This window comes from Streptomyces sp. NPDC057543 (genome assembly GCF_042801895.1).
Taxonomy (GTDB): Bacteria; Actinomycetota; Actinomycetes; order Streptomycetales; family Streptomycetaceae; genus Streptomyces.
The window spans coordinates 1-20,429 of record NZ_JBHVFF010000154.1 but is presented as its reverse complement, the minus strand read 5'-3'; the positions used below and the strand labels follow the sequence as shown (position 1 = coordinate 20,429).

The following is a 20,429-nucleotide window of genomic DNA, read 5'->3' as shown; positions in this document are numbered from 1 at the left end:
GCCGCAGGTTGTGCACAAGCAGGCCGGTTGCCTCGCGGTAGCGGTCTAACGTCGACGCTCCTCGTCGGGCGGCCGAGTGCCATCAACGGCATGCTTCAGGCTCTCAATGATGTTTCCTGCTTGGACGTTGAGGCGCTCGGATTCGTTCGTCTCCCAAGTCGGGTTCATGCCGGCTGCTGCAGCGTGGCTGCGTGCGTCATCGATCCGCGTTGCCAAATCCCTTACGTGCTGCTCGATCTGGTTCAACAGATAGCGGACGCCCGCCTTCTTCGTGTCGGCGAGTTCGCGATCACTGGGCGGTGGTGCCGCACGAAACAGCGGCGACTGAAGCGGCCTGCCCTTCGTTGGTGTGGGTGCGGGCATGGTTTGCGGGGGCTTGGGAAGTCGTAGGCCCGTGCCCTTAGGAAACGCGTCGTCGAACCATGCTTGGTCAGCGAGCATCCCAGTGGGGTCAGTGTTTCCGAAGGCGTCGACGCGCTGTGGCGCGCGGCCCTCCTCCATCGCGACGGCCATCTCGCGCAGCAATCCCACCGCCTGCGTCCGGCGGGCGTTCATGGCTGTGAGCACGTCCGGGATACCACGCCGGATCCGGACGCTGGTCGCGGGCTCGTCTTCTGCGCGGCGGTTAGCCTGGGCACCCATGGAGCCGCGATCGGCGTCGGCGAGTTTGAACGCGGCCAACCACTGTGGCGCTCGGTAACGGATGAGCTCGGCGAACGCGTCGTCGTCCTTGTCCGCGGTGGCCAGCAGCTGTACAGCGCTCTTGCCGCTGAGGACGACGCCGAAGCGGGCGTTGGTGACCGGAACAGTGTTGTCGTCTACGCGTGGGTTTCACGCCTCCGGCCAGCTCACCGAGCACAGTGCGGAGTAGGCCCGCAGCCGCTCGGCCGTGTGTTGTGAGTTCAGTCGTTCGCCATCGGGCTCAGCCATCACCTTGCGGATCAGAGAACGGCGGCGGTCCCCCGCGGCTGGGAAGAACTGAGCAAGCAACAGCATGCAGCGCAGGTCACGCTGCTCGCAGATGCCCGCGTCGGGCGGACACTCGCGCAATCGCGTGATTGGCAGGTCTCCGGCAAGCACACCGAACACGGTGGCATCGATGAGCCCAACCTCCCGGCGTCCGCCTTCGCCTGCGCGGCTTGCAGCATCCGCTCGAAGGTGCCGTCCTTGGCCCACCGGCGGAAGCGGGTGTGCAGGGTGGCCCAGGACCCGTACCGCTCGGGTACGTCCCGCCAGGCAACCCCGGTGCGGAACTTCCACACGATGCCGTTCGTCGTCCAACCGGGGACGGCCTGTCGCAGCCGTGGGCAGCAAGGGCCGCAGCAGGTCCCACTCGGCATCGGACGACTCCTGGCGACGTATCACCCAGCCGTGATCCACTGCCCAAGATCACGGGTCGGCGCCGTGACGGACTGAGCGCCAAGGTCTACCTGGCCTGCGTCGGACCGCGCGGGCTCAGACTGCGAAGCCACCGTCCACCGCCAGCTCCGCGCCTGTGACGTATCGGGCGCTCTCGCCGGCCAGGTATGAGACGGCGTCCGCGACCTCCGCCGCCGTGCCGTAGCGGCCGAGCGCAGTGAAGCCGCGCTGGAAGTCGGCGGAATCGCCGTCGCCCGGGTTCATGTCGGTGTCGATCGGGCCCGGGTGGACCAGATTGACGGTGATCCCGTGCGGGCCGAGCTCCCGGGCCATGCCCTTGGTGAAGCCGATCAGAGCGGCCTTGCTGGTCGCGTAGAGCGCGCTTCCACCGAAGGCCACGCGCTGGGCGATGCAGCTGCCGATGCTCACGATCCGTCCACCCTCGACCAGGTACTGCAGCGCCGCCTGGGCGTAGAGGTAGGGCGCGCGAACGTTCACCGCCAGCACCCGGTCGATCTGGTCGCATGTCACCGCCTCGATCGGTCCGACGGCGCCGACACCCGCATTGTTCACCAGGATGTCCAGCCGCCCGAACCGCTCGGCGACCGCCGCCACCGCGCCGCACACCGCCTCCGGGTCTGCGCTGTCCGCGCGGACGGCCCAGCCGCTCCGCCCCATCGCGGTGATCTTGGCGACCACCTCCTCGGCCAACTCGGCCGAGCCCTGGTAGGTCAGCGCCACGTCTGCGCCGTCCTCGGCCAGCCGCAGCGCGACCGCCGCCCCGATCCCCCGGCTGCCGCCGGTCACCAGCGCCACCTTGCCGTCGAGCGCCGTCGCACCGTTCATCGTCATCTCCGTAAAACTCCTTGTTCCGGTCTTGGACACGCTCAATCCAAGACCGGAACGCCCTGCGGGTCCGGCGGTATTCAGACGTCACGTTCAATCTTCAACGACGACTCCGTACACCCCGGAAGTACGGCGTTCGTCGACGCCTTCGGAGGAGGGGATCCGTACGGGCATCTCGGTGTCAACACGCCGTGGCCGCTGCACGATCCGCCCGCCGGATCGGCAGCCACGTGGACCAAGGGACAGCTCGGCCGGCCGACCGCCGCCGTCAGCACCGCGCGCGCCGAGCTAGTCAACCCCGGTCAGCTCGACCTCCGCGGGCAGGTCTCGGCCGGACGGCGCGAGTTTGCAGACCGCCATGCGCTACGTCACCGCCGCCCACCCCCAGCGCACCACCAAGCTGCCCCGGTAGCCCCGGGACAGGGCCCCTGCCGCCGGCCAGAGCGGCGGCACATCGGTTCCAAGCCCTCGTCATGCAGGGTTGACCATGCGAAGCGCCAACCCGGCGGCAAGGGCGGCCGCTGGGGACTTACGTGCTGGAGCAAGGTCTGTCAGCCGTTGATGATGTCGGTGAATCGCTGGGTGTTGATGTTTCCTCCGGAGGCGATGACACCGATCCGCCGGGGGCGGTTGTCGATGTGTCCGGCGAGGAGCGCGGCCAGGGCGGTTGCGCCGCTGGGTTCGAGGACGATCTTGAGTCGTTCGAAGGCGAAGCGCATGGCGCCTCGGATCTCATCGTCGCTGACGAGGGCGATGCCGTCCACGAGCTGCTGGTTGATGGCGAAGGTGATCTCGCCGGGGGTGGGCAGAGCCTGTCCGTCGGCGAGGGTGCGGGGCACGGGGATGCTGATGCGCTCGCCGGCTTCCAGGGAGCGCTTGGTGTCGTCGCCGGTGTCGGGTTCGACACCGACGACGTGGATGCCGGGGTACAGCGTCTTGGCGGTGATGGCGCTTCCGGCCATGAGGCCCCCGCCCCCGACGGGCGCGATGAGAGCGTCCAGTTCCCCGGTTTCCTCCAGGAGCTCGAGGGCTGCGGTGCCCTGGCCCGCGATGACGTGCGGGTGGTCGTAGGGAGGGATGAGCGCCAGGCCGCGTTCGGCGGCGAGCGCCTCGCCGAGCGCGGTGCGGTCCTGGGTGTAGCGGTCGTAGGCGACGACTTCCGCGCCGTAGCCGACGGTTGCCTCCCGCTTGGAGCGGGGGGCGTCCTCGGGCATCAGGATGACGGCGCTGGTGCCCAGTTCCCGGGCGGCCAGTGCGGTGGCCTGGGCGTGGTTACCGGAGGAGTAGGCGGCGATGCCTTTGGCCAGCTGCTCGGGGGGCAGCTGCGCGGCGGCGTTGTAGGCACCGCGGAACTTGAACGCGCCGATGCGCTGGAAGTTCTCGCACTTGATGAACACCTCCGCGCCGACCAGGGAGTTGAGAGTTCGGGAGGTCAGCACGGGGGTGCGGTGGGCGATGCCGTTGAGGCGGGCAGCGGCGTCGCGGACGTCGTCGAAGGTCACGGGCAAGGCAGTGGCCATGGGGTGTCCTTGAGCGGGTCGGGGAGGGAGGGCGAGTCGAGCGGCAGGGTGAGGGCGGTCCTGTTGCTGGTCACCAGCCGGTGATGCGTTCCCAGTTGGCCTGGATGGCGGGCGCGGGTTCTGTGGGCTGGGTGCTGTCGATGACGTGATAGCCGCGATGCTGGGCGGCGGTGGCGCACGCGTGGTTGGGCAGGATGCGCAGCCGGGTGCCGACGGGCAGGTCGGGCAGGTCGGCGCCGTCGCGGGCGGTGAGGGTGCCGTGCTCCTGGCTCGCCGCGCTCATGACCAGGCTCGGGATCGGGTTTCCGGCCAGGTCGAGGACGAGGCCGTAGCCCTGGTCCTGGGCCTGGACGGCGGTGCCGCGGTCCCGGGACATGGCCATCCATCCGCCGTCGGTGACGATCCAGCCGTGCTCGGGGCGGTGGCCGATGACGGTCACGACCACCGACAGGGCGAGGTCCTCCACGCGGCAGACGCCCAGGCCGGCCATGACGAGGTCGAAGAAGACGTAGTTGCCGGCGCGCAGTTCGGTGACGCCGGTGAGGTCCTCGGCCGCGTGTGCGGTCGGTGTCGAGCCGGCGCTGACCGTGCTGACGGGCAGACCGGCGGCGCGCAGCCGCTCTGCTGCAGCGATCGCGGTGTCGCGTTCGTTCTTGGCTGCCAGCCGCTGGTCTCCCGGGGTGTAGGCGAAGTAGGACTCGCCCGCGTGAGTCAGAACGCCGTCGAGGCATCCGGCCTCGTGCAGGATGCGGCCGATGTCGACGAGTCCGGGGGCATCGGCCTTGAGGCCGCCGCGGTGGCCGTCGCAGTCGATCTCGATCTGCGCCGGGACGGCGAGGCCGGCTTTACGGGCGGCGTCGGCGACGAAGGCGGCCTGTTCGCGGCTGTCGAGCAGGACGCGCAGGGTGACGCCGCGGCGCAGGAGGGCGATGACGCGGGGCAGTTTGTGCGGGTCGATGCCGACGGCGTAGGTGATGTCGGTGTAGCCGCCGTCGGCGAACGCCTCGGCCTCGGCGAGGGTGGAGACGGTGACCGGACACGGGGCGCCGCCGTGCATCAGGGCGGCAATATCGAGGCTCTTGGCCGTCTTCACGTGCGGCCGCAGGGTGACCCCAAGTCGGTCGGCCCGCCTCGCCAGTCGCTCGATGTTGCGCAGGGCCCTGTGCACGTCGACGACGGCGAACGGGGTGTCGGGGTCGGCCAGCGTCGTCACGGGGGCCGGGGGCAGGGCGGTGTTCACAGGGTTACGTCCATCTTCTTGAGAAGGGCCAGGCCCAGGCAGAGGTCCTGCAGACCGATCCCGGAGCTGTCGAAGACCGTGATGTCATCGTGCCGCCCCGCCCCGGGGCGCGGCCGGTGAGGACGGCGCCGAGCGCGGTGAGCACAGTGCCCTGTGGGGCGTGCTGGCTCTCGCCCATGCGCCGGGCCTGCTCAGGGAGGTCGCAGAAGACGCGGGCGCGGGCGAGCAGTTCGGGCGGGAGTCCGCTTGCCGGGGGCGTCGGCGCCCATGCAGGAGATGTGGGTGCCGGGGCGGATCCAGTCGGCCTCGAGCAGGGGCGGGGTGTCGGCCCGGGCGGCGGTGACGATGACATCGGCCCGTGCGCAGGCTTCCTCGGCGCTGATGCTCTGCGCGTCGTGGCCTTCTGCGGCCAACTGTGCGGCCAGCCGGCCGGCGCGGTCCTTGTCCCGTCCCACGACCAGCACCGTGCTGATGGGCCGTACGCGGCTGACGGCCCGGACCTCGTAGGCAGCCTGGTGCCCGGTGCCGAAAACCGCCAGGGTTGCGGCGTCGGTGCGGGCAAGGAGGTCCACGGCCAGGGCATCGGCGGCAGCGGTCCGGTAGGCGTTCGCGGTCCCGACCTCCAGGACGGCCGCGATCCTGCCGATGGTCTGGTCGAACAGCAGCAGGGTGGAGTGGTGCCGCGGCAGCCCCTGCGCGGGGTGTCCGGCCAGAAGGTACCGATCTTCACCCCCGCATGGGTCGCGGAGGCGGACGGCTTGAGGCTGAGCTGATTACGCAGGTCGGATCCATGCACGACAAGGCTGGGCAGGACGGCCGCGTCCACGGTGGCGGCGAACGCGGCGCGGGCCGTGTCGAACGCGAGGGACTCATCCACCAGCGCGGCGGTCTGCTGCTCAGTGATGTACAGCAGGCCGGACGGTCCCGGCAGCCGGTCCGCGCTCGGCACAGGGTGGCGGTCAGTCGAGGGCTGCAACTGCGTGCACCTCCACCGCGGACCCGTAGTGCAGCTCCCTGGCGCCAGCGACGGCCCGCACGGGCCTGCTCGCACCGAGCCACTCCTTGTACACCTGGTCGAAGGCCGGCCAGTCGCCGATGTCGGTCACGTAGACGGTGACCGAGATCAGCTTGTCGCGGCTGGTACCGGCTGTGGCCAGGCACGCGTCGAGGTTGCTGAGCACCTGGCGCGCCTGGGCCTCGAACGACTCGCCGACCAGGGGGGAGCCGTCGGGTGTCACGGGGAGCTGGCCGGAGATGTAGGCCACACCGCGGTGGGTGGCGATGTGCGAGTAGTGGCCTGCCGGCGGCGCCAGCTGGGGGCTGTCGAACGTGTCGATCGAGGGGGTGCCGCCCGTGCACGGGCGGTCGTTCCCCGTGATGATCTCGCTGGTGGTCATCGTCTCACTTCGTGTAGGAGTAAACGCTGGCTCGGGAGATCCCGAGGAGGTCGGCGATGGTCTGGGCGGCGTTGCGGGTGTCGAAGTAGCCGTCCTCGTACAGGCGGCGCACCAGGTCCTTCTTCGCTTCCCGGGGCAGTGCCCGCGGGGTCGTGGAGCGCTCGGCGGCCGCTGTCTCGACGACTTCGCGCAGTTCCCGGCGGCTCCGGTCGCTCAGCCTCTCGATCTGGACGTCCCGGTTCTCAGGATCGGTCGCGACCAGGTTCGACAGCGTCAGCGTGATGGGCGAGAGCGTCGAGATGTCCAGGTTCAGACAGAGGGCGGCGATGTACTGCCCGGCAGCGTTCTTGATCCCGATCGAGGTGCTCTTCGCGGGGCGTCCGTCGGGGAACTGGTTGGCGTAGTTCTGGATGACGCTGGGGTAGTACGGGTCCCGGATGCGAGCGAGACCCAGTTCGGTGGCAGACTCTCCCACCTTGCGTCCCGACAGGTTGTTCTCGATGAACCGGATGGCGTGGTCCGGATCGCGCAGGTCGTGCAGCACAACCTCGCAGATGCCGGGGAACATGCGGCCCAGCGCCTGGGCGATCTTCTCGGCCTCGGCCAGAAGATGCTCGTCCTCCGGCGCCCCGGACATCGCCGGCCCGGGGAGCCGCCCGTCCCGTAGCCGCGTGCCGTCCTGGCCGCTCACGTGGCGGTTGCCTTCCGAGGTCATCGCCCGGCCCTCCGTAGTGGTGTCACTGCCGTTCATCTCCTGACCCTGCTTCCGCCCGGTGCTCTGTGCAGTCACTCACGCGCCGCAGGAGTTCGCTCTCGCCATGCCTGCGGCTGTGCGCAGGGACCGGCATCCAATGTTCTCGGATTTTTCGTCTAGATCTATACAGACAATCTATCCATCTCTAGAGTTCCCGTCCAGTGCTAGGGCTGACCGGTGCTGGCCGACCAGGACGGAGGCAGACCGATGCCGCTTCGCCCGTAGAAACGTCCGTGCTGCCGCCCCCGGTCTGCAGCACGGAAGCAAGCCCGGCCCCTTCAGGACCGGCAGTCCCCACCGCCCGGCAACCGATCCCACCGGCGACCGGCTTCCCGCTCCTGCGCCTCGGTGCAGACAGGCGTCGTCATCGGCGACTCCAGGAGAGCCGTTCCGTTGGCACGTGCGCCACGGCAGCCCCTCCTGCTCGTCGCAGGCGTCGGAGCCTCAGCCGGCCGCCGACACAGGCACCACTGTCGTGAGGCGTGGCCCTAGCCCCCACCAATGCCCAGCTATCGAATGCCCAGCTATCGGAGACGCCCCATGACTGCTTCACCTGCCCGGTCCATCGATCCATGCTCAGGCGCTGTCTGCAGATGCCGATCGGCGTGCAGTCGTTGATCGTCGTGGGTCTCGGCGAGCTCATCGGATCCCTCGCCCCGTCCGCGGGCGAGCAGATGAAGATCCTCGGTGACGTCTTCCTCAACCTGGTGCAGGTTGTCGAGCTGCCGCTGGTCTTCCCGCTCATCGTGCTGGGCATCGCCCGCATGGAGTCGGTCAAGAAGGTCGGTCGGATCGCCGGCAAGGCCATCCTCTACTTCAAGATCGTCACCACCGTCATCCTGCTGCTGGCTGTGGGGCTGGCCAAGTTCACCGGCATCGGCAAGGGCGCTCCCGTGCAGGGAGCCAGCTCCGAGGATCTGAAGAGCCTGGACCAGGGGGTCGACTTCCACGAGCTGGTTCTGCACGCCGTGCCGAAGAACATTTTCGCCGCGTTCGGCGAGGGCAACCTGCTCGGCGCGATCGTCTTCGCCTTGCTGGTGGGCGTGGCGATGGCCGCGATCGGGGAGAAGTCCGCGCCCTTCGCCTCGGTGCTGGACTCCGTCGCCGCGGTGACGTTCAAGGTCGTCGGCTACGTCAACGGCGTCGCCCCGCTCGGCGTGCTCGGCCTCATCTCCTACGACGTCGCCCACTACGGGTTCGGCAACCTGCGCAGCCTCGCGGGCTCGTCGCCATCGTCTACGCGGGGCTGGCCACCGTCCTCGGCGCGCTGTTCCCGCTCATCGCGGCGATCCACCGCATCCGCTACGTCGCACTGCTGAAGTCGATCGCCAACCTCGCCGGCATCGCCTTCGTCACCCGCAGCTCCGAGGCCGTACTGGCCCCGCTCATGGGCAAGTTGGAGGACTTCGGGGTCAGCCGGTCGACGACGTCGTTCGTCGTCCCGCTCGGCTGCTCCTTCAACACCGACGGCTCCGTCCTCTACCAGGCCGTCGCCCTGGTCTTCCTCGCCAACGCCTACGGCGCCGACACCTCCCTGCCCGCCCTGCTCCTCATGGTCGGCGTGCTGGTCATCCTCTCCAAGGGCATGGCCAACGTCGCCTCCGCCTCCATCGTCGTCCTCATCGCCGCCGGCAACCCCATCGGCCTGCCCGCCGAAGGACGTTGTCAACTTGACCAGTCGGTGTCTGGCTGAGGATATGTGTGGCCGTGGAGGGCCCGGGCGGCGGTCCTTGTGTCAGGCCGCGGCACCTGTGATCCGGTTCCAGATGGTGAAGCGGACGGTCATCTCGGCGCGGTACTCGGCTGCGGTCATAAGGTGGCGTCGGGGCCGGAAGTGGGGCGAGATCTGGCTGAACGCGGCGAGGAACCGCTGGGGCGCTCTGGGCGAGCGGAAGCCTTTCATGGCCCGCTCGCGCTGACGGGTGGGCTGGTGGGAGTTCTCGGCCCGGTTGTTCAGGTACCTCGACCGCCGATGCTCCACCGAGCGCATCAGCTCGCGGTGGGCGACGCCGTAGGAGCGAAGCCGGTCGGTGACCAGCACCCTGGGTACCCGGTGCTGCTTCCTCATCAGCTTGGCCAGGAACCGCTTCGCGGCCTTCGCGTCCCGCTTCGCCTGGACCAAGATGCCGAGGACGTCACCGTCCCTGGTCCACCGCCCGCCACAGGTACCGCCGCTCCCCGTTGGCCTTGAGGAATACCTCGTCCAAGTGCCGCTTGTCCCCGGCGTGGGGCCGGCGGCGCCGCAGCTCGCGGGCATACTCAGGGCCGAACTTCGCGCACCACTGCCGGATCGTCTCGTAGGAGACGGTCACGCCACGTGCGAGCATCAGCTCCTCGACCTCGCGGAAGCTCAGCGGGAAGCGGTGGTACAGCCACACGCAGTGGGCGACGACCTCCGTCGGGAACCGATAGCCCTTGTACGACGGCGCCACGACGTTCCCCTCCCTATGCCCAACGACCCGAGAAGCGTCCCAGGAGCCAGCCCGCCAGCCAAGTTGACAACGCTGGCTCAAGGGGTGCCACGGCCGATGCTGTGCTGCAGTGTCAGCGCTCGATTGACAGACCCCATGGTGTTGGTGGTTCCTCTCCGGTTGCCGTCTCACCCAACTCAGGCGGGGCCACCGTGCCCGGCAGGCGTGGTCGCGGATGAAAGTGACCCTCCACCAGGACGGTGAGCTGCGCCCCGGCGGATCTGCGCAACGGGGGTGTCAGGAATAGCCTGGAGAAGAGCGGCACCGGGACGGGGCGGACCTCCAGGTGCGGCAATCCCTTCGCCGCGCGGGACGTGAAACAGGGAGATAAAGATATGCCCTGGAATCTCAACGGCACGTACCTGGAGAGCTGCAACTGTGACGTCGTGTGCCCCTGCACCACCTCGGGCCTCACCGCACCGGCCGACCACGAGCGCTGCCAGGTGACCTTCGCCTTCCACGTGGACAGCGGGAACGTGGACGGCGCGGATGTCTCCGACCGCAGCGTCGCCGTCTTCATCGACGCGCCCCGAGTGATGGCCGAGGGCGGCTGGCAGGTGGCGATGTATATCGACGCTTCGGCCGACGACAGCCAGGCGGACGCGCTGGGCAAGGTCTTCTCCGGCCAGGCCGGCGGGCCGATGGCGGCGCTCACTCCGCTCATCGGCGAGGTCCTCGGCGTGGAGCGCGTCCCCATCGACTACCGCGACGACGGCCGCCGCCACGCCGCGCGGGTGGGTGACGCCATCGACATCGAAATCGAGGACCAGGTCGCCCCGCAGTTCGGCGAGGACGGTCCGGTCATGGGCCTGACCGGCATGTTCCACCCGGCGAACAGCACGCTGACGATCGCCCGGTCCACCCGGGCCACGGGCAACGGCGTGTACGGCCGGTCCTGGGACTTCACCGGCGGCAACGGACACTCGGCGCCCTTCACATGGTCCGCGTGACCGGTGGGCCGGCCACCGTCCGCCGGAGGGCGGGCCCCGCCGGGCTGCTGCTGGTCGCGGCGGCCGCCGCCTGGGTCTGGGTGGTAACGCGCTGGGGCGGCATGCAGGCGATGCCTGGCACTATGGGCCTGGGCCTGCCCGCTTTCCTGGTCGTGTGGACGCTGATGATGGCTGCAATGATGCTGCCCGCCACAGCGCTCGTCGCCACGCTGTACGCGCGCACCATCACCGCGCATCGGGCATCGCGCATGGTCGTCTTTACCGTCGCCTACCTGCTTGTCTGGGCTGCGGCCGGGCTGCCGGGGTACGGGCTGGCCGTTGGCCTGGGCCGGGCGGCGAGCCTCCCCGCCGCGGCGGGGACCGCAGTGGCCGCGGCCGTGTTCGCCATCAGCGGCGTCTACCAACTCACGCCCCTCAAGGACCGCTGCCTGGCGAGGTGCCGCTCGCCGATCGGGCTGATGCTGCGCTACGCCTCGTATCCGGGGCCCTCGCGCGATCTGCGTGCCGGAGCCCACCACGGGGCCTTCTGCCTGGGCTGCTGCTGGTCGCTGATGCTGCTGCTGGCGGCGTTCGGTGTGATGAACCTGTGGGCCATGGTGGTCCTGGCCTCTGTGATCACCACTGAGAAGCTCGCTCCGATCGGCCGTCTGGTGGCCCGTGTCGTGGGGATCGCCTCGATCGCCCTGGCCGTCGCCGTCTTCTGGATCCCGGCGCTGGCTCCGGGCCTCACCTGTGCCGGAATGGCCGGGATGTGACAACGGACCGTGTCCGCCGGTGGATCGCGCGCCGGGCGGGCACGGGAGTCCTGGGATCGGCGGCGGAGACCCTGACAACCGTGAACACGGCGAGCGTGGTCAGCGGCGATGCGACGCCCGCCCTGATCCACACATCTATGGGGCGACGCTCATGATCGCGGCCATCATCGCGCGGGGTGCGCCGACGCTGTAGGCGCCGGGAAGGCACCGCCAAGTTGAGTGAGTGGTCTCCGGGCTGGGATGGTGGCCGGGTTTGTTGATCGTTCGGTAGGGGGCTGGTGGTGGAGGGCGCGGTTCTGGCATCGGTTCTTGATCGAGGTGCCGGGAGATGTCGGTGGGAAGCGAGAGCACCCGGGGGCGTGTCGGTGGGTCGGGACGCGTGGGGCCCCTGCCGGGTGGGTGGCTCGGCAGGGGCCCGTAGGGGTGCGCCTATCGGTTGTGGTGCGGTGTTCTGACGGTCACGGTGAGGGTTTCGGGGTTGCTGCTGTTGCTCTGGTAGACGGTGTCGCCGCTGTAGACGGCCGTGATGGTGTGCGTGCCGGCGGTCCGGAACGAGGTGGTGACCATCGCGGCGGCGCAGTTCCGGTGGAAGGGCCTCAGGGGGTCGGTGCCCAGGGTTGTGTGGGTCGTGGTGTCGGTGAATGTCACGGTTCCGGTGGGCCTTGTCGTGGCGCTCGTGTCGCTGGGGCAGACCAAATCGCGTAGTGGCACCCTCTGACCGACTCGTGGGGTCCGGTGCGGGTGCGAGACCAGATCCGTGGTCACGGGCTTGCCCGGGGTGAGGTAGCTGATGGTGATGCCCGCGGCGGCGCCGGTCACCGTGGGGCCGGTGCCGCCGGTGGGGACGAGGGACAAGCCGCCGCCTCCGCCACCCCCGCCGCCGCTCGGAGTGATGAAGGGGTTGATGTTGCCGCCGCCGCCTCCGCCGTAGTAGCCCCCGCCTCCGCCGCCACCGGTCAGGGAGATGCCCGGGCCGCCGCCGGTGCCGCCGACACCGAGCGTGCCGGGCCCACCGTCGAACACCCCGCCCCCGCCGGTGCCGCCGGTCCCGCCGTGGGTGGACGTGCCCGCCCCGCCGCCGTCTCCTCCGCTGCAGGTCGCGTCCCCGCCCGGCTGACCGGCGTCTCCGCCCGGGCTTCCGGTGCACTGGCCAGCCCAGCCGGCTCCCCCGCCGCCCGCAGCCACGATGAGGCGGGAGTCGGTGGTGGTCAGGGGGGTGGTGCCGGGCTGGGTGCGGACGTCGGAGGCACCGCCGCCGCCTCCGCCGAAGCGGGTACTGCCGCCGCCGTTGAAGCCACCAGCGCACTGCGCGCTGCTGGCGCACGAGCCGCCGCTGCCGTTGGTGGGGGTGCCGCCGACTTCGACGTAGAGGGTCTGCCCGCCGGACAGCCCGGTGAGCGCGCCGGACACCTGGGCGCCCCGGCCGCCGCTCACGCCGTTGTCCTCCACGCCGCCGCCGGCGCCGGTCGCCGTGACGTCGACCTGCGTGACGCCACTGGGCACGGTGAAGGTCTGCTCGGCGCCGGTGAAGGCGAACGTGCAGGTGGTGGTGGGGCCGGACACCGTGCAGGTGCCCTGCGCGTGGGCGGCCCCGGACAGCGCCACCGGGGCGATGACGGCGGTACAGAAGACGCCGGCCGCCACGGCCAGCGCCCGGCCCCGACCGACGGCCGAACCGGCACGATGCCCGGCATCAGGACCCGGCCGGCAGGCAGCGCCCGACAGTGAGAACGTCACGATCCACTCCAGAAGACGGAAGAGAGCCTCTCGGCGGGGTATTTCCTTCCGCCACTGTGGATCACCCGGCCAGGGCCACGGACCTCCTTCGACCTGACACACCGCCGATTCATACCAGCGGGTCCCCAGGCCGGGCCTTCGGTACCACTCGAGTCCGAGAGCACGATCATGGTCCCGAAGCAAGCACCCGAGTGCTCTCAAAACTCTGCGATCCCGCGCGACTGGAGCATCGGGTGCTCTCGTCCCCGAGCAACGGGTGCTCTCGCAACTCACGTACAAAGCCACCCACAGAGAGTTGATGTCCTCGGTCGATCACCGTTCCCACAAGGGCCTGAACAACCGTGCGGAGAACTCCCATCAGCCGACGAGGCAGCGCGAACGCGCGATGAAGGGCTTTCGCACAGTCGGCAGAACCCAGAGGTTCCTGTCCGCGTTCAGCCAGATCTCACCGCACTTCCGGCCCCGCCGCCACCGGATGACCGCCACCGGCCACCGCACCGAGATGCACCACCGCTTCGGAACCTGGAACGAGATCACCGGCACTACCGCCATACCCACCGAGGCCTGAACCAGAGGCGGAAACCAAGCCCAGCCCCCGCACACCCTCAAGTAACCGCACACCAACAAGTTGACAGTGCCCGCGCCGGTGCTCACTGGTCGGGGTCGGGCCAAGTCGCCACAAGGGCGCGCCGATCTGGAAAGCGGGGGCCGGAGATCATCTCCTGGGTTGTCTCACCGTTGAGCCAGCACACTTGCTCGGGGCCGCCGTCACCGGTGTCGAACAGGCAGCACACTCCGCCGCTGGCGGCGGTGAGGCCGGTGAACAACTCCCTGACGCGAACCGACTGCGCGAACATGCGGCTCATCCCCGACGTCGCTGCCCAGAACTCCATTGACGCGTAATGATGGTGCAGGAAGGACTGGAACCGGATCGTCAGGTAGACGTACCCGATCTGGATGCGCCCGTCCGCCTCGGGGTTAGGGCCGCCGGCCTCCGCGTACTCGCGCAGTGCGTCATCGACGTCGAACATGATGGACGTGTCGAGCTCGAGTGTGCTGCTGGTGGAGCAGTCGACCGGCTCGCTCTTGAAGTGGGACGTGAACGGGAGGATGAGCCGTTCACCGCCGGGCAGTGTGAGTTCAAGCAGCGGCACACCGCGGGGCGGTGACGCCAGTTCGGTCAGATTGGCCAGCGCCCTGGCGACGTTCCGGGGACGCAGGTAGATGTCGTAGCCGTAGGTCAGCCCCATTTTCCCCCTCTGCTGATCCGAACCGCACCCTCTCATGACCCGCCCCCGGGACACCTGCCGGTTTCCGAAGGGCGGTTCGCGCTCCGGACTGAGGCTGCGGCACCGGCCCGTCGCTCCCGCTGACCGACACCGGACCCAGGGGCTGGAACTCCATGTACCTGTACCCTCCCGGCGCGCCACGCGTGCCACACCACCCTGACGTCTACTGATAGAGCCGGGTCATAGGCACATGTCAGGCAGGGGCTCGCGACATCCCGGCCGTCGCCGTGCCGCTGCCCCGGGCAAGTTCACGGATCGGCGGCGCCGCGCGCTTCGCCGTAGCGACGGGTGGGACATGCTGCCGGGCGCCGATGCGGAACAGGTGGAACAGGCGCCGAAGCCGAATCGGGGTCATGTGTCATCGCCCGGTCAGCTGCTCCCTCACCAGTTTCAGGACACTGTCGAGGTGATCCACGAGGTAGAAGTGGCCGCCGTCGAAGGCGTAGTGGCGGAACCGGCCCGTGGTGGTCGCATGCCAGAGGCCCGTCAGCTCTCCGTCGGCCGTGGGGTCCTTGGTGCCCCACAAGGCGGTGACAGGGAGGGACAACGCGTGGCTGTCGGCCCTGGAGGCGTAGGTGTCGACCAGGTGGTAGTCGGCTCGGAACACGGGCAGGTAGAGCTCGCGGATCGCCCGGTCTTCGAAGAGGGACATGGGGGTGCCGCCGAGGGCACGCAGGTGGGAGAGGATTTTGTCGTCGGCGCGGGCAGGAACCGGGCCGGTCGGCGGGGTGACGGTGGCGGGGGCCCTGCTGCTGGAGACGAACAGGGCGGACAGCTCAACGTCCGTGAGGGCCAGTGCCGCCTCGTAGGCGATGATCGCGCCCATGCTGTGGCCGAACAGGGCGACCGGACGGCTGTCGCCCAGGGCGACAGTGGCCCGCAGGGCGTCGCTCACTTCTGCGGCGCCGGCTCGGGCATCCGGTACGGGAGGTTCACCGATGCGCTGCTCCCGCCCCGCGTACTGCACGAGCGACACCTCGATGTCGGCGCCGGCTGCCGCGCCCCACCCGCGGTAGAAGGACGGACCTCCTCCCGCGTGCGGGAAAACGAGGAGTCGGTGTGCGGCCTGGGGGCGGGGCAGCGGGGTCAGGAGGACCGGGCCGTGGGGCGGCGTGGGCTGGTTCATCGCCGGGGTCCCCTTTCCGAGGTGGTGGAGACCGTCGCGTTCGGGTCCGCGGCGATGGCGTGGAGGGCCTGCAGGACGAGGCGGCCCAGGCGGGCTCCGGTCCCTGCGTACGGGCTGTCGGCGCCGAGGGTGACGGCGAGGGCGCGGCGGCCGGTGTGCGGGGTGCGGGTGATCTCGACCATGAGCGGGAAGCTGTGCCGATCGGAGAACCACCAGTCGTGGGGGCGGATCGTGCGCAGCGCGGCGAGGTCGTCGAAGGTGTGGAAGTCGGTGTAGTTGAAGGCGACGTTGAAGAGGGTGGTGCCGCGGCCGGTGAGCTGCTGCAGGGCGGCGAGGGGGTAGCGGCGGTAGGGCTGGCGTGCGCGTTCGGCGTCGAAGGCGGCGCCGGCCAGTTCGGCCCACGTGCCGCGCGCGGTGAGGTGGAGCGGCACCATGTTCAGGAGCAGGCCCAGGACGCGGTCCGAACCGGGCTCTTCCAGGCGTCCGTTGACCTGGACGGCCGTCACCGTTCGGTCGGATGCAGTGAGTTCGGCGAGGGCCCGGGCGTGGGCGGCGAGGAAGACGCTTTTGACGGGCAGGCCGAGGCGGGCCGCCGTCTCATCAAGGGCGGCGTCCAGGTCCTCGGGCAGCGGCCTGTGGAAAGCGAACTCGTCCTCGGCGGCGCCGTCCGGGTCCAGCGGGAGTTCGGCGGGCTCGCCTTCTTGCCGCAGCAGCGTCTCCCACCAGGCGCGGGCGGCGGGGTCGGCCTGGGCCCGCTGTTCGGCGGCGACGAAGTCGCGGTAGCGGGCGCCGGGCACGGGCGGCAGGGCGGGCTCGGTGGCGTCGGGACGCAGTTCGCCCTCGTAGGCGAGGAGGAGTTCGGTGGTGAGCAGAGCCAGGCTCCAGCCGTCGAGGATCGCGTGGTGCACGGCGAGGGAGAGCTGGAAGCCGTGGGGGTCGGTGCGCAGGACGTGGCAGCGCGCCAGCGGGGCTTGCTCGGTGTCGAAGGGGTCCTTCTTCTCCCGGTCCCACCAGGTGCGGAGCAGGTGGTCGTGGGTCTTGGCGTCCGGCCGTCCGGTCTTGTGGTGCTCGACGGTCAGGGGGATCTGTGAGGTCTCGGCGACGAGTTGCATCGGTTCGCGGAAGGCGCCGAGGCGGAAGGAGGTGCGCAGGATGGCGTGGCGTTCGGTCAGCGTGGCCAGGGCGCGTTCGAGGGCGGGACGGTCGAAGGGGCCGTCGAGGCGGACGCTGATCAGGTCGTGGTAGAGGCCCGTGGTCTCGTCCTCGGCGGATTCGCACTCGTAGAGGATGCCGAGCTGCATCGCCGCCGTGGGGTAGGCGTCGACGGTGCTGGCCGGCAGCTTGGAGGGGTCGAGGTCGGCGAGGATCGTCGAGCAGCCGGCCGGGGCGGGCGCGGGGCTCTCGTCCTGTGCTTCGGCGGCTGCGGCGAGGGCGGCCACGCTCGGGTGGAGGAAGATCTGTTCGACCGAGACCGGGAGACCGGCCTCGCGGGCGAGCGCCGCGACGCGGACGGCGCGCAGCGAGTCGCCGCCGAGCGCGAAGAAGTTGTCGTCGACGCCCAGGTCGGGCAGGTCGAGGACCTGGCGCCAGACGGCGGCGAGGGTGTGTTCGGCTGGGGTTCGGGGCCCGGCCGTCCGGGGCTCGGCCGGGGTGGCGCGGTGGGTTTCGGGGGCGGGCAGGCGGTCGCGGTCGAGCTTGCCGTTGCCGGTCAGCGGGAGTTCGGCGAGGGGGACGACGGCGGCCGGGAGCATGTGGGCGGGCAGTCGTACGCTCAGTGCCTCGCGCAGACGCGCCGGCTGCGGGTCCTGGTGGCCGGGTGCGGGGACGACGTAGCCGAGCAAGCGGGGCAGGCCGGGGGTGTCCTCGCGCAGGACACAGGCGGCGGCGCGGACGCCGGGCTGGTCGAGGAGGGCCCGTTCGATCTCGCCGAGCTCGATGCGGAAGCCGTTCAGTTTGACCTGGTGGTCGATGCGGCCCCGGTATTCGAGTTCGCCGTCCTCCCGGCGCACCGCGAGGTCGCCGGAACGGTACAGGCGCTCTCCCGGGGCGCCGAACGGGTCGGGAACGAAGCGCTGTTCGGTGAGCTCGGGGCGGTTGAGGTAGCCGCGTGCGACGCCGGGGCCGCCCACGTACATCTCGCCTTCGGTGCCGTCCGGGACTTCGTTCATGTCCGCGTCCAGGACATGGACGCGCAGGTCGGAAACGGGGCGGCCGATGGGGCTGAGCGAGCCGGAGAGGTCGGCGAGGGTGAGCGGGCGGACGGTGACGTGCACCGTCGTCTCGGTGATGCCGTACATGTTGACGAGGCGGGGCCTGCGGATGCCGTATCCGCCGACCCAGCCGCTGAGGGTGGCCGGGTCGAGGGCTTCGCCGCCGAACACGACGGTGCGTAGGGCGAGGTCGGGGAAGTCGGTGTCCTCGGCCGCCGCGGCGAGCTGGCGGAAGGCGGTGGGGGTCTGGTTGAGGACGGTGACGCGCTCGCTGCGCAGCAGCTCCAGGAACGCGTAGGGGTCCCGGCTGGTCAGGTACGGCACGACGACGAGTCGGCCGCCGTGCAGCAGCGGACCCCACAGCTCCCAGACGGAGAAGTCGAAGGCTATGGAGTGGAAGAGGGTCCATACGTCGTCGGCGCCGAATCCGAAGTCGTGCTCGGTGGCGGTGAACAGGCGGGTGACGTTGGCGTGGGTGACGACGACGCCCTTGGGGCGGCCCGTGGAGCCCGAGGTATAGATGACGTACGCCGTGGTGTCGGGTCCGGCGCCGGGGTGGGGTGCGGGCGCCTGGTCGTCCGGTCCGGCATCGCCGTCGGCGGTCAGGGATATGAAGGCGGGGGCTTCGCCGCCGAGCAGCGGGGCGCAGGATGCGGTGTCGCCGAGCAGAATGCGGCACTCGGCGTCGGCGAGGGTGTCGCGGAGCCGGGCGGCGGGGTGGCGGGGGTCGAGCGGCAGGTATCCAGCACCGGACTTGAGGATGGCGAGGACGCCGACGACGAGGTCCACGGTCCGTTCGGCGCACAGGCCCACGAGGCCGTCCGGTGTGGCGCCGTGGGCGCGCAGGCGGTGGGCGAGGCGGTTGGCGGCGCGGTCGAGTTCGGCGTAGGTGAGGCTGCGGGTGCCGTCGGTGACGGCGCCGGCGTGCGGGTGCCGGGCGGCGGTCTCGGCGAAGATCTCGTGCAGGCAGCGCGGGTCGGCCGCGGGGTGGGTGGGCTGCCGTGCGGTCGGAGCCTGACGGAGACCGGTCGCTTCTGGTGCCTCCGGCGCGTGCACCGCTGTGTCGAGGATCTCCAGGTAGCGGTCGAGCATCTGCTGCGCCCTCTCCCGGGTGAACAGGTCCGTGGCGTATTCGACGGTGATCTCGAACTCGTCGTCCCGCTCGTGGATCTCGAGGGTGAGGTCGAACTTGGCGGTGCCGTTGTCCACGGGCAGCGGCTCGGCGTCGAGGCCGTCGAGCCAGGCGTGCGGGCGGCGGCGGCCTTGGTAGGCGAGGGCCACCTGGGTCAGCGGGGTACGGGACAGGTCGCCCGAGGGGGCGAGTTCGGCGGCGAGTTGCTCGAAGGGCACATGCTGGTCGTGCGCGGCGTCGAGCACCACGCCGTGTGTCTCCTTCACCGCTCGCCGGAATGCGCCGGGACGGTCGGGGTCGCCGCACGGGCGCAGGCGCAGAGGCACGGTGGTGGCGAAGAAGCCGACCACGTCCTCCAGGGCCGGATCGGGGCGGCCGTCCATGGGGGTGGCCACCAACAGCTCTTCCTGGCCGGTGAGTTCGCCGAGCAGCGTGGCGTAGGCGGTGAGCGTGATCGTGTAGGGGGTGGTGCGGGTGGCGGTGGCGATGCGGCCCGCTGCGGTGAACAGGGCGCCTGTGGTGGTCCGGGTGAGGCGGCGGCCACGGTGTGAGCGGGTCGCCGGACGGGGGTGGTCGGCGGGCAGGTCGAGAACGGTCGGGGCGCCTGCGAGGCGAGGGCGCCACGCCCGGAGGAGGCGTTCGGAGTCCAGCGCGGCCGACCAGTGGGCGAAGTCGCGGTATCTCAGGGTGAGTTCGTTCAGCTCCTCCCCCGGTGCGCTGCCGGTGTGACGGCGGTAGGCGTGGGCGAGGTCCTGGTCGATGACGTCCAGGGTGCGGCCGTCTGAGACCAGGTGCGGCAGGACCAGCAGCAGGAGGTGGTCGTCGGCGGCGAGCCGGTACAGGGTGAGCCGCGCCAGGGGGCCGGTGGCGAGGTGGATGTGCCAAGCCGCGCGCTCGTCGGCCGCGCGCACGCCGTGACCGTACGGGTCGGGGTGGCCGGTCAGGTCGACGAGGTCGAGTCCGGCCCGGCTGTCGGTCGTCTCGGCGTGCAGCACGTCGCCGGAAAGCGTGAACACGGTACGCAGCTGTTCGTGCCGGTCGACCACGTCCTGCCAGGCTGCGTCGAGTGCCGTGGTGTCGAGGGGGCCGCGCAGCCGGGTGAGGGCGGGCACGTTGTATGCGGTGCCCGCGGCGGGGCTGAGCTGGTCGAGAAACCAGAGGCGGCGCTGGGCCGGTGCGAGGAGCGGGCCGTCGCCGGGGGCAGGGGCCACCGCGGGCAGCGCGTCGCCGGTCTCGCGGGGCCGGTCGGCGAGGACGCGGGCCAGGGCTGTGACGGTGCCGTGCTCGAAGAGTTCGGCCACGGTCACGGGAAGGCCGAGGCGGGTGCGGATGCGGGCGGCGATCCGGGCGGCCTGCAGGGAGTTGCCGCCGAGTGCGGTGAAGTCGGCTGCTTCGTCGACCGGCCCGGTGCCGAGCACGTCGCCCCACAGGCCGGCCAGGTCGGTGCGCAGCCGGTCGTGGTCGGTGTGCGGGGCGTCGGCCGAGGGAGCGTGGGTCGGGGTGGGTGCCGTGGCGGACGTCTCGGGGGACATGACTGCGCTCCTGGAATGCTGCGGGGCGGGGTGGACAGAGGGCTGCGAAGGGGGGCTAGGGGCCTCGCGGGGGGGCGGTGGCGGGCCCCCCACCAGAGGGCCCCCCCAGAT

At 70.5% G+C, this 20,429-nt stretch carries 16 protein-coding genes and 3 pseudogenes; 5 read left to right on the top strand and 14 right to left on the bottom strand.

The window, feature by feature from the left end; all coding sequences use genetic code 11:
- Positions 1-45: 45 nt before the first annotated feature.
- The 9 genes and pseudogenes from ACFU8Q_RS24235 to ACFU8Q_RS24195 all read right to left on the bottom strand — a co-directional run bounded on the left by ACFU8Q_RS24235 (position 46) and on the right by ACFU8Q_RS24195 (position 6,999).
- Positions 46-681 (bottom strand): hypothetical protein, encoded by a 636-nt coding sequence (locus tag ACFU8Q_RS24235; protein WP_384457353.1) that lies wholly within the window; start codon positions 679-681, stop codon positions 46-48.
- A 150-nt stretch (positions 682-831) separates the two neighbouring features.
- Complete coding sequence (locus ACFU8Q_RS24230) at positions 832-1,089, bottom strand: hypothetical protein (protein ID WP_384457361.1); 258 nt, start codon at positions 1,087-1,089, stop codon at positions 832-834.
- Between the two features lie 26 nt (positions 1,090-1,115).
- Positions 1,116-1,271 (bottom strand): annotated as a pseudogene (locus tag ACFU8Q_RS24225) (transposase); the annotation flags it as partial.
- Positions 1,272-1,455: 184 nt separating this feature from the next.
- On the bottom strand, positions 1,456-2,211 hold the full coding sequence (locus ACFU8Q_RS24220; protein ID WP_383861933.1) for an SDR family NAD(P)-dependent oxidoreductase: 756 nt from the start codon (positions 2,209-2,211) through the stop codon (positions 1,456-1,458).
- Between the two features lie 545 nt (positions 2,212-2,756).
- Complete coding sequence (locus tag ACFU8Q_RS24215; RefSeq protein ID WP_384457351.1) at positions 2,757-3,725, bottom strand: threo-3-hydroxy-L-aspartate ammonia-lyase; 969 nt, start codon at positions 3,723-3,725, stop codon at positions 2,757-2,759.
- Between the two features lie 70 nt (positions 3,726-3,795).
- On the bottom strand, positions 3,796-4,965 hold the full coding sequence (locus ACFU8Q_RS24210) for a DSD1 family PLP-dependent enzyme (RefSeq protein ID WP_384457349.1): 1,170 nt from the start codon (positions 4,963-4,965) through the stop codon (positions 3,796-3,798).
- A gap of 191 nt (positions 4,966-5,156) precedes the next feature.
- Entirely contained in the window at positions 5,157-5,612 is a 456-nt protein-coding gene (locus ACFU8Q_RS24205; RefSeq protein ID WP_384457359.1) for an NAD(P)-binding domain-containing protein, read from the bottom strand.
- Positions 5,613-5,924: 312 nt separating this feature from the next.
- Positions 5,925-6,362, bottom strand: coding sequence for a RidA family protein (locus tag ACFU8Q_RS24200; RefSeq protein ID WP_384457347.1), 438 nt, complete (start codon positions 6,360-6,362; stop codon positions 5,925-5,927).
- A 4-nt stretch (positions 6,363-6,366) separates the two neighbouring features.
- Positions 6,367-6,999: a transcriptional regulator gene (locus tag ACFU8Q_RS24195; RefSeq protein ID WP_384457357.1), complete on the bottom strand. Its 633-nt coding sequence runs from the start codon at positions 6,997-6,999 to the stop codon at positions 6,367-6,369.
- Positions 7,000-7,688: 689 nt separating this feature from the next.
- Here ACFU8Q_RS24195 and ACFU8Q_RS24190 point away from each other — a divergent pair.
- Positions 7,689-8,435: a dicarboxylate/amino acid:cation symporter gene (locus ACFU8Q_RS24190; RefSeq protein ID WP_384457345.1), complete on the top strand. Its 747-nt coding sequence runs from the start codon at positions 7,689-7,691 to the stop codon at positions 8,433-8,435.
- Complete coding sequence (locus ACFU8Q_RS24185) at positions 8,348-8,809, top strand: dicarboxylate/amino acid:cation symporter (protein ID WP_384457355.1); 462 nt, start codon at positions 8,348-8,350, stop codon at positions 8,807-8,809. Before ACFU8Q_RS24190 ends, ACFU8Q_RS24185 begins: the two co-directional genes overlap by 88 nt.
- A gap of 42 nt (positions 8,810-8,851) precedes the next feature.
- On the opposite strand, the pseudogene ACFU8Q_RS24180 reads toward ACFU8Q_RS24185, so the two are convergent.
- Positions 8,852-9,548 (bottom strand): annotated as a pseudogene (locus ACFU8Q_RS24180) (IS6 family transposase).
- Positions 9,549-9,922: 374 nt separating this feature from the next.
- On the opposite strand from ACFU8Q_RS24180, the gene ACFU8Q_RS24175 reads away from it, so the two are divergent.
- On the top strand, positions 9,923-10,537 hold the full coding sequence (locus ACFU8Q_RS24175; RefSeq protein WP_384457343.1) for a DUF1326 domain-containing protein: 615 nt from the start codon (positions 9,923-9,925) through the stop codon (positions 10,535-10,537).
- On the top strand, positions 10,534-11,292 hold the full coding sequence (locus ACFU8Q_RS24170; RefSeq protein ID WP_384457341.1) for a DUF2182 domain-containing protein: 759 nt from the start codon (positions 10,534-10,536) through the stop codon (positions 11,290-11,292). The genes ACFU8Q_RS24175 and ACFU8Q_RS24170 overlap by 4 nt, the downstream gene beginning before the upstream one ends.
- Before the next feature lie 429 nt (positions 11,293-11,721).
- On the opposite strand, the gene ACFU8Q_RS24165 is transcribed toward ACFU8Q_RS24170, so the two are convergent.
- Positions 11,722-13,029, bottom strand: a complete 1,308-nt coding sequence (locus ACFU8Q_RS24165; protein WP_384457339.1) for an Ig-like domain-containing protein — start codon at positions 13,027-13,029, stop codon at positions 11,722-11,724.
- A gap of 241 nt (positions 13,030-13,270) precedes the next feature.
- Here ACFU8Q_RS24165 and ACFU8Q_RS24160 point away from each other — a divergent pair.
- A pseudogene (locus ACFU8Q_RS24160) lies at positions 13,271-13,597 on the top strand (DDE-type integrase/transposase/recombinase); the annotation flags it as partial.
- An 82-nt stretch (positions 13,598-13,679) separates the two neighbouring features.
- Here the strand turns inward: ACFU8Q_RS24160 and ACFU8Q_RS24155 are convergent.
- The 3 genes from ACFU8Q_RS24155 to ACFU8Q_RS24145 all read right to left on the bottom strand — a co-directional run bounded on the left by ACFU8Q_RS24155 (position 13,680) and on the right by ACFU8Q_RS24145 (position 20,318).
- Positions 13,680-14,279: a hypothetical protein gene (locus ACFU8Q_RS24155; protein ID WP_384457337.1), complete on the bottom strand. Its 600-nt coding sequence runs from the start codon at positions 14,277-14,279 to the stop codon at positions 13,680-13,682.
- A gap of 397 nt (positions 14,280-14,676) precedes the next feature.
- Positions 14,677-15,444, bottom strand: a complete 768-nt coding sequence (locus tag ACFU8Q_RS24150; RefSeq protein ID WP_384457335.1) for a thioesterase II family protein — start codon at positions 15,442-15,444, stop codon at positions 14,677-14,679.
- The gene (locus ACFU8Q_RS24145) at positions 15,441-20,318 is read right to left on the bottom strand and encodes an amino acid adenylation domain-containing protein (RefSeq protein WP_384457333.1); all 4,878 of its coding nucleotides are present in this window, start codon (positions 20,316-20,318) and stop codon (positions 15,441-15,443) included. The genes ACFU8Q_RS24150 and ACFU8Q_RS24145 overlap by 4 nt, the downstream gene beginning before the upstream one ends.
- Between the last annotated feature and the right edge of the window lie 111 nt (positions 20,319-20,429).

What these genes read in the sequence shown, in the direction of transcription:
- ACFU8Q_RS24150 (WP_384457335.1), bottom strand. Translation starts at nt 15,444, where the DNA reads ATGAACCAGCCCACGCCGCCCCACGGCCCGGTCCTCCTGACCCCGCTG.
- ACFU8Q_RS24155 (WP_384457337.1), bottom strand. Translation starts at nt 14,279, where the DNA reads ATGGGGCTGACCTACGGCTACGACATCTACCTGCGTCCCCGGAACGTC.
- ACFU8Q_RS24215 (WP_384457351.1), bottom strand. Translation starts at nt 3,725, where the DNA reads ATGGCCACTGCCTTGCCCGTGACCTTCGACGACGTCCGCGACGCCGCT.
- ACFU8Q_RS24200 (WP_384457347.1), bottom strand. Translation starts at nt 6,362, where the DNA reads ATGACCACCAGCGAGATCATCACGGGGAACGACCGCCCGTGCACGGGC.
- ACFU8Q_RS24145 (WP_384457333.1), bottom strand. Translation starts at nt 20,318, where the DNA reads ATGTCCCCCGAGACGTCCGCCACGGCACCCACCCCGACCCACGCTCCC.
- ACFU8Q_RS24175 (WP_384457343.1), top strand. Translation starts at nt 9,923, where the DNA reads ATGCCCTGGAATCTCAACGGCACGTACCTGGAGAGCTGCAACTGTGAC.
- ACFU8Q_RS24220 (WP_383861933.1), bottom strand. Translation starts at nt 2,211, where the DNA reads ATGACGATGAACGGTGCGACGGCGCTCGACGGCAAGGTGGCGCTGGTG.
- ACFU8Q_RS24195 (WP_384457357.1), bottom strand. Translation starts at nt 6,999, where the DNA reads ATGTCCGGGGCGCCGGAGGACGAGCATCTTCTGGCCGAGGCCGAGAAG.
- ACFU8Q_RS24190 (WP_384457345.1), top strand. Translation starts at nt 7,689, where the DNA reads ATGCTCAGGCGCTGTCTGCAGATGCCGATCGGCGTGCAGTCGTTGATC.